Below are 8,622 nucleotides of genomic sequence, written 5' to 3'. Positions count from 1 at the left end.
CGAAGCATCAGCAAACAACATGGAATAGACGCCACGGAAATCCTCCAACGCACTCTCCACCGCATTCCTACGCCAATACCCCTGAGCGCGCGAAACCTCAGCAGCAGCCTGACAACGCTGAACCAAAGCCTGAGCCACAGCAACATCAAACTCAACCCACCGCATACACGCCCCTGAAAACTTCAACAAATAGGTGCAGCTCCATTCTAGAACCCCCCGCACACAAAAGAAGCAAAATAACAGAAAACCCTATGCACGCTACTCTGGCTTGTCACAGATATGGAACTCATCCGAGCGAAAACTTTAGTTAAGGGCCTGAATTTGCGTGCTTCAAGGAGACTTCATTCACCCGCTGCACTTATATCTGTGAACAGTACCCCGAGCTTCAAACCGCATTGCATGATCCCCGTCTCAGAAAATGACACGCGATTCGCCCTCTCCTCCCCCATGCGGCTATCATCACATTCATGACGACGCACACCTTCTCCTGGTGGTGGCTCCCCTAAAGGCGAGCCACTCAATAGTCGTACCTATTCCAGCTCGCCACCTGGCGAGCATTTTTTGTGCACACTTCGGGCCCGCCAGGGGCGAACACCCCAACCACTCAAGGAGTCCGCAATGACCACCGCAACCCCACAAGGCGCAGCCCCCAACGCTACCTTCACCCCCTCGGCGCCCCTCATTCCCGGCACTGAAGAAACCATCCGCCCAACGCTCATCCCCTCCTACTTTGGACGCTTCGGCGGTCAGGAAGTCCCCGACTTCCTCCTTCCTGCCCTTGACGAGCTCGAAGCCGCGTACGTCGAAGCCGTGCAAGACCCTGAGTTCATCAAAGAACTCAACACCTTGCGCCGTTCCTTCCTGGGCCGGTCCACCCCCCTGTACGAATGTCGCAACCTTCCCCTTGAGGGCGATACCCGCATTATTCTCAAACGCGAGGATCTGGTTCATGGCGGCGCCCACAAGGGCAATAACGTTCTGGGGCAGGGGCTACTCGCCAAGCGCATGGGTAAGACTCGCCTGATTGCTGAGACCGGCGCAGGCCAGCACGGTACCGCCACTGCGATGATTGCCGCACTCCTTGGCATGGAATGCACGATCTATATGGGAGCCCGTGACGTTGCCCGCCAGCGCCCCAATGTTGAACGCATGGAGCTTATGGGAGCCACTGTTGTTCCCGTGACGCGCGGAGATTCCTCCCTGAAAGACGCTATCGACGTGGCTCTCGAAGAATGGTGCACACGCCTGGAGGACACCTTCTACCTTCTGGGCACCGCCGCTGGCCCCCACCCCTTCCCCACCATTGTGCGTTTCTTCCAAGAGGTCATCTCAGAAGAATCTCGCGAGCAGATGCTGACCGAGTTTGGTCAACTCCCCGACGCGGTCATTGCCGCTGTGGGTGGCGGCTCCAACGCGATTGGTGCCTTCGCCGCTTACCTGGACGATGCAGACGTTGACATTATCGGTGTTGAGCCTGCCGGTCACGGCCTGGATTCTGGCAAGCACGGTGCCCCGATCTGCAAGGGACAGGCGGGCGTGATCCACGGAATGCGCTCAATGGTGATGCTGGGCGAGGACGGCGAGATTTTGCCTTCCCACTCCATTTCAGCGGGCTTGGACTACCCTTCGGTGGGCCCCGAGCACCCGTACCTCGCTGAAATAGGCCGCGCCTCTTATGTGGGCATTACCGACGAGGAAGCGATCGAGGCCTATCGTCTGCTCAGCCGATACGAGGGCATCATTCCGGCAATGGAGTCCTCACATGCCATCGCACAGGCCATTAAGATTGCCCGCCAGCGCGCCGAGCAGACTCAAGCAAACACGACTGAGTCTTTGCAGGACGAGGCCAGCACCGCGCCCCTGACGCTGCTGGTCAACCTGTCAGGCCGCGGAGATAAGGACATGGAACAGCTCCGCCCCTACTTCAACTGATGCAAGGACTTACAGGTTATTGCAGCAGTTGATTCGAGGGCTGTAACGCCTGCCTTCAGCGGCTCAATCCCCCAGAATCTAGCCTCTGGTAGCAGAGTCACGTCATTATGCCCTCTCACTGATGGGGAGTTCTGCATTGCTTGCAGAACTCCCCATCAGCTTTCTCAGGGCTCGACCGGCGTTCTTACAAGCCGCCCTCTTGTACCGCTGGCTTAGGCAGATGTGCGTTGACTCAGAGGGCGTGCAGGCGGCTCAGGCGGCGGTGCCATCTCGTCGTGCGCGCAACAGGGGATGCACATAAGAAACGACGGTGGATGCCAACAAGAAGATGCCCGCCAGAATGAAGGGCGCCAGAGGATGCCACCCATACAGGGTGGTGGCGGTGACGGGAGCGAAGATCCAGGTCACAGCCCCAACAGCGTGCAAGACTCCTGCGACAGCGCCTTGCTCGTCGGGACCAACAGCCAAGGAACCACCGGCCGTGTATCCGGGTCCAAGCAGACCTGAGGCAAAGCCCATGAAGAAAGCGGCAATCGCAATGACGACGATCGAATCAATGAGGGCGATCAGCACAAACATCACGAGCGCGGCGCTGAGCCCCACGCGAACCAGACGGCGAGGAGGCCAGACCAGGCGAGGCACAACAAGTAGTTGCGCAATCATGGCACCGGCTGCCGTAACCAGAAGCAAAGCGCCTGTGACTGTCAACGCTTGCTGGGGTGCCAGGTGCAGACGATCTTGCACGATAAACCCAACAATGATCTGTAGCACGCCGTTAGCGAAGAAGAGTCCCGCACCTGACAGGATCCAGGGGAGCACGCGCGGATCAGTCCAGCTCATCTTTGGGGGAAGGGGAAGGTCCTTTCGGCTGGCAGTCACCGGGATTGCGAAGAAAGCAACCAGCAGTGCTGCTCCAACAAGCCAGGGGGTGGCATAGACGGGGGCATAGATCCACCAGGCTCCCAATGAGGCAGACACAAGAGAGCCAATCATGATTGAGAGGTTTGTCGCCCCAGAGAATGCTGACATTCCTCGGACCCGCGCTTGCTCATTGGGAGTGATTTCTGCGATCAACGCCTGCGCGGTGGGAGGGATGGCCGACACCGCAGATCCAAAGAAGGGGCCACGAGCGAGCACAATCGCAGCGGTCGCGACTACAGCGCCGATTAAACCAATGGCTTTAGCCCAGACCGCAGCGGCAAAAAGAGTGCCTGCCATGAAAGCGAGGGTGAGGGAGATCAGCAGGACACTACGTCTCCCCCAGTGAGTGGAGCGTCGCCCCCAGAACTGGGAGAGCATGGCAACGAAAAGTGCCGCCAGTGATACAGCTAAGCCGATTGCCCACTCCACAAGGCCCAATGCGCGTGACAGCGGCGCGATGGAGACATTGAGCATGTTTTGCGCAATGTAGGTAAAGAACACGATGACGAGGAGGGCGCGCAGGGTGGGGTTGGTGGAAATCTTTCCCGCAGGGACAGGCGCTTCCGAGACGACGCGGGTACCGTCGGAGTCAGGAAAGGAAGACATGCTCATCCTTCGAGGGTACGCCTCCATCTCTATGACAACCTACTTGCACGAGGTATGAGCTGTATCGCCTCCGACCTGTACGGTTAGAGAGCGCACTCCATGTCCGCCTCGACACTGGTATCGACCTCAGACATTATTCAGAATACGAACATGTATCGCCCCTGTTCGACCACTCTTTTCTGCCTCATTTTCTCAGCATTGTTCATCATGCCTGCACGTTGTCACAGATGTTCAGATGCAGAGCTGGAAATGTTTAGGATTCCTTCGTTACGTCCCTTCACCAGTGATGCTGATGTCAGGAGTTTTCGTGGGGTTTTTCCGACGCAATGGGTTTGAGACACGCCAGCAGATCGCAGCTTTCCTTACTGTCGTGTTCTCCGGCCAGATTATTTACTCGGCCTTCGAGTCCTTCAAGATTCCCTTCTACCAACGGCTCGTTACCTACTACGGCCTGACCGATACTCAATTCGGCCTTCTCTTCACCGCCCTTGGTGTGGCCGTGTTCTTCTACATCCCTGGCGGATGGGTGAACAATCGCTTCAACGCGCGCAGCATCCTCATGGTGGGCTTGGCCTACCGCTGCATTACGGCACTCATCCTTATTGGCCTCACCCCTTCCCTCCCTGAAGGCATTAAGTTCCCGGTCATGTTCGCCATCACCCTGTCGTGGGGCGTCTGGGATGCCGTGTTCTGGCCAGCCGTTGTCAAGGGCGTGGTCCTCTTCTCAGGCCGCGATAATAAGGGCTTTGGCCTGGGCGTTCTCACGGCTTTCCGGGCCGGTGGCGAGGCGACACTCAACGGTATTCTCATCGGTGTTATGGCTATTGCAGGCGGCTCCCTTATCGCATTCAAGTGGGGCATGATCGTCTACGCCTGCCTTACCCTGCCGATGATCCTCCTCATCCATCGCTTCGTCCCGGCTGACCCGCGTACCGAGGGCGATGCCTCGGGTGAGGACACCGAAGCTGTAAGCGGCAAGGAGGCCCTGGCAGGTCTGCTTCAAACGCTGCGTATCCCTCGCGTGTGGCTGGCGGGCATCGCCGGCATGTGCGTGTACTGGGTCTACACCACCTTGGTCTACACCACCCCATTCTTTGTTCGCGTCTACGCTTTCGATGAGAATGTTGCCGCCCTCTATGCCACCGTCAACGCGATCCTACTTGGGCTTTCGGGCGGTATCCTGGGCGGAATTATCGCGGACAAGGTTTTCAAATCCTCAGCAACAACGATTGCCATTACCCTGACTCTCGGCGCAGGATTCCTTGTCATTTTGGCTTTCCTGCCCGGCGGTTCGGACAACTCCTGGATGGCTGTCGCCACGCTCTCTGCTTTCGCTTTCGTCACGATGATGGCCAAAGGCATCCAACAAGCTCCTGTGGCAGAACTTCACCTGCCCAGCACAATGGTGGGATCAGCCATGTCGGTCAACTCTTTCATGGCCTTCGCCTGCATCCTGTGGGCAACAACCTTGAACGGTGCCATCCTGGATGCCCACAAGGACTCCCCCTCCACCGGCTTCACACTGATTTTCCTACTGATGGCGGGTGTAGGCCTGACAGGAGCACTTCTTTCTGCATGGCTGGAGCTGCTCAATCGTCGCCATGCCAAAAAGGAAATCTCAGCCCTTTCCTGAGACATGTGACGGTAAAGTCGCCCATCCCAACTCTTTCGAGTAAAATTTAATCGGATGGGATAAACATGTGGGAGACGGCACAGCCGTCTCCCACATGTCATTGAACCTGCTTGCCAGACTCAGCATCGACTTCCGCACCGGACTCAAAGAAGCTCTTCGCTAAAGAACGCCAGCACGAGAGATTGTCAGCACGGAAGGCTACCCGCGTGGCTACCCGCGCCGAAAGTTAGCACCACAGAAAGCTCTTTCACACAGCGCCACAGTATCCACCAGTGGTACCCAACAAGCCACACTCGTCGCATCCAGCTAGAGTTCACTGTGTGACAACGACACCCGAGCACCCCGCCCGACATTCCCTAAAACCGCACCTTATTCGCGTTGGTATTGGCCTGACTTTCGTTCTCATCTTGGGAACGCTCGTGCGCCGCTCCGACTTTGATTACGCGATTACCCACGCTTTCAATGCCCAACGGAACGAGAGTGTCGCTGCCATTGTTGACACGATCTATCTTGGCCTTAAAGTCCCCTACGCCTTCTACTTACTTGGGGCCTGTGCGGTATTGATCGGCCTTGTCTATTCCAATGTGCGCACAGCGTTCATCTTTGTTGCAACGGTCGGCCTGGCCTGGCTCCCCATCCCCTTTTTCAAGGATCTTTTTAGTCGGCCACGCCCCGACACAAGCACGATGGTCAACCCCAGCGACATTATCCCCACCGATCTGTCCTTCCCCAGTGGGCACACGGCCTTCGTCAGCGCCCTGGCAATAGCACTAGCTCTCGCGTTGACCCCATATGTGCGCCGCCGCTACCGCTATGCTCTGGTCGGCGTCATGATCCTCACCATCGTCATTGTCGTGATGACAGCGGGTGTCCACTTCCCCACCGACATCCTTGGCTCAATCGTGTGGACCCTGGCGGCAACCCCCGCGGTCTGGCACCTTCTGACGCGGGCCAGCGCCAGCCCCTCAGGCCTCAACACTGCGCCCGCGCCACACGATGCCTCGGACGTGACTTCCGCGAGTGCTACTTCACCCACCAAGTAGGTCTTTTCTCCGCTGTCGAGGAGGCGTCACTCCTTTGACACGTACTCAGCCAGATGCTGACCGGTGAGGGTGTTCTTCTGCACGACAATCTGTGCTGGGCGTCCTTCAAAGACCACTCGACCGCCCTCGTGGCCCGCTCCGGGCCCCATGTCAATCAGCCAGTCAGCGTGAGCCATCACCGCCTGATGGTGTTCCACCACGATCACTGTCGCTCCCCTATCGACCATTCGGTCCAGCAGGGCAAGCAGGCGGTCGACGTCAGCCAAGTGCAGGCCGGTGGTCGGCTCATCAAGGATGTAAACGCCGCCCTTTTGGGCCATGTGGATCGCCAGTTTCAGGCGTTGACGTTCACCGCCCGACAAGGTCGTGAGCGGCTGACCTACACTCAGGTAGCCAAGGCCCACATCCTCAAGTGCCGCCACAATCTTTGCCGCCGCAGGAATACGCGCTTCTCCTTCGGCGAAGTAGGTAAGAGCCTCGTCAACGCGCATGTCGAGGACGTCAGCGATGTTCTTCCCAGCCAGGGTGTATTCCAGCACCGCAGCGTCGTAACGTCGCCCCTGGCAGACCTCGCAGGGGGCAGAGACTGTTTCCATGAAACCGAGTTCCGTGTAGACCACTCCAGCGCCCGAGCAATTCGGACACGCGCCCTCAGAGTTAGCGCTAAAAAGTGCGGGTTTAACACCGTTCGCCTTCGCAAAGGCCTTGCGAACTGGTTCAAGTAGGCCCGTGTAGGTGGCAGGGTTGGAGCGCCGAGACCCTTTGATAGGGCTTTGGTCAACGGTGATCGCCTCAACGTCGGCGGGCAAGCAGCCGTGAATGAGGGAGGATTTGCCCGAACCTGCCACGCCGGTTATGACGGTGAGAACGCCCAAGGGAATATCCACGTCAACATTTCGAAGGTTATTCAGCGAGGCACCACGAACTTCAATAACGCCGGTGGGTTCGCGCAGAGCCTCGTCGGGTTTGAGACGTGCACGGTGCCCGAAATGCTGACCTGTGAGGGTGTCGGAAGTCAACAGTCCAGCGAGGTCGCCCTGATAGGTGACTTGCCCTCCCCCACTGCCAGCCTGGGGGCCCAGGTCAACAATGTGATCAGCAATGGCAATAGTTTCAGGCTTGTGTTCAACAACAAGTACGGTATTGCCTTTGTCGCGCAGGTTCCCCAGAAGCTTATTCATGCGGGCAATGTCATGGGGATGCAAGCCCACGGTTGGCTCGTCAAAGACGTAGGTGATGTCGGTAAGGGATGACCCCAGGTGTCGCACCATGCGGATGCGTTGGGCCTCACCACCGGAAAGAGTGCCAGTTGGCCGGTTCAATGACAGGTAGCCCAGGCCGATTGTGACCATGGATTCGAGCGCGTGGCGCAGTTGGGCGATCAGCGGGGCAACCTCGGCTGAGTCTATTCCGGCCACCCAGTCAGCCAGATCAGAGACTTGCATTGAAGAGGCCTCGGCAATGGAGACTGTTCCGATCCGCGAGTTACGTGCCCCTTCATTGAGGCGTGTGCCGTCGCATTCAGGGCAGGTGGTGAAGGTGACAGCCCGCTCGACGAAAGCACGAATGTGGGGCTGCATGGCCTCTGGATCCTTGGCCAGGATAGATTTGCGGACCTTGGGAATCAGGCCCTCGAAGGTCATATTGATACCAGCAATGTCAACCTTGCGCGGCTCGGCGTGATAGAAGAGTTCCTTTTGTTTGGCGCTGAAGGTGGCAACCGGTAAATCTGCGGGGAAGAAGCCTGAATCGGAATACAGGCGAACAGCCCACCCTCCTGCCTTGTAGCCAGGTACCAGGATCGCTCCGTCATTGAGAGACAGGCTTTCATCAACCACCGCACGAAGGTCAATGTCAGAGACACTTCCACGCCCTTCACAGCGCGGGCACATGCCACCGGTTTGGGAATAGCGCTTAGCGACCTTCACCTCCCGCCCATCCTTCATGACGGTGATCGCGCCTGCACCACTGACGGTGGGAATATTAAAAGAGTAGGCCTGCGGGGAGCCCAGCGATGGTGTGGCAAGGCGTGAGAACAGGATCCTCAGCATCGAATCAACATCCGTTGCTGTGCCCACTGTGGAGCGCGGGTTAGCTCCCATGGGTTCTTGACCGACAACAATCGCTGGCGTGAGCCCCTCAAGCGCGTCAACATCGGGGCGTGCCAGGGTCGGCATGAAGCCTTGGATGAAGCTGGAATATGTGCTGTTGATCAGACGTTGGGACTCGGCGGCGATCGTGTCAAAAACCAGGGAGGATTTGCCCGACCCCGATACGCCGGTGAACACCGTCAGGCGGCGTTTAGGAATGTCGAGGTCGATGCCGCGCAGGTTGTTTTCACGGGCGCCTCGAACCACGATCGTGTCGTGCTGATCGGCTAAGGGAAGCGCGCCCATCTCTGCCTTCTGTCCGGCATGAAAGTCTGCACTGTTGTCAGAAAGGCGGCCTGAGGGTGTGCGCATGGGTGCTCCTAGTGGCATGGTGGCT

Annotated in this window: 5 protein-coding genes; 3 read left to right on the top strand and 2 right to left on the bottom strand. The window is 58.0% G+C overall.

What is annotated here, in order from left to right; genetic code table 11:
* Positions 1-618 precede the first annotated feature (618 nt).
* Positions 619-1,932, top strand: coding sequence for a tryptophan synthase subunit beta (gene trpB / locus EII11_RS09220; RefSeq protein WP_124871905.1), 1,314 nt, complete (start codon positions 619-621; stop codon positions 1,930-1,932).
* Positions 1,933-2,184: 252 nt separating this feature from the next.
* On the opposite strand, the gene EII11_RS09215 is transcribed toward trpB, so the two are convergent.
* The gene (locus EII11_RS09215) at positions 2,185-3,459 is read right to left on the bottom strand and encodes an MFS transporter (RefSeq protein ID WP_240623131.1); all 1,275 of its coding nucleotides are present in this window, start codon (positions 3,457-3,459) and stop codon (positions 2,185-2,187) included.
* Positions 3,460-3,766: 307 nt separating this feature from the next.
* Between EII11_RS09215 and EII11_RS09210 the strand changes: the two genes are divergently transcribed.
* Together EII11_RS09210 and EII11_RS09205 are read left to right on the top strand one after the other, a co-directional pair.
* Positions 3,767-5,092 carry an MFS transporter gene (locus tag EII11_RS09210; RefSeq protein ID WP_165867131.1) on the top strand — a complete coding sequence of 442 codons (1,326 nt, stop codon included), beginning with the start codon at positions 3,767-3,769 and terminating at the stop codon, positions 5,090-5,092.
* Positions 5,093-5,412: 320 nt separating this feature from the next.
* Positions 5,413-6,135 carry a phosphatase PAP2 family protein gene (locus EII11_RS09205; protein WP_165867130.1) on the top strand — a complete coding sequence of 241 codons (723 nt, stop codon included), beginning with the start codon at positions 5,413-5,415 and terminating at the stop codon, positions 6,133-6,135.
* A gap of 26 nt (positions 6,136-6,161) precedes the next feature.
* Here EII11_RS09205 and EII11_RS09200 read toward each other — a convergent pair whose 3' ends face one another.
* A complete protein-coding gene (locus EII11_RS09200; protein WP_240623130.1) occupies positions 6,162-8,597 on the bottom strand; it encodes an ATP-binding cassette domain-containing protein in 2,436 nt (811 codons plus the stop codon).
* Positions 8,598-8,622 lie beyond the last annotated feature (25 nt).

Origin of the sequence: Schaalia canis, assembly GCF_003858455.1 — a bacterium.
Classification (GTDB): domain Bacteria; phylum Actinomycetota; class Actinomycetes; order Actinomycetales; family Actinomycetaceae; genus Pauljensenia; species Pauljensenia canis.
Note: the sequence above shows the minus strand (reverse complement) of the source record. Positions and strands in the feature narration are given on the sequence as shown.

Coding starts and splice junctions, on each gene's coding strand:
- trpB (WP_124871905.1), top strand. CDS start 619: ATGACCACCGCAACCCCACAAGGCGCAGCCCCCAACGCTACCTTCACC.
- EII11_RS09215 (WP_240623131.1), bottom strand. CDS start 3,459: ATGTCTTCCTTTCCTGACTCCGACGGTACCCGCGTCGTCTCGGAAGCG.
- EII11_RS09200 (WP_240623130.1), bottom strand. CDS start 8,597: ATGCGCACACCCTCAGGCCGCCTTTCTGACAACAGTGCAGACTTTCAT.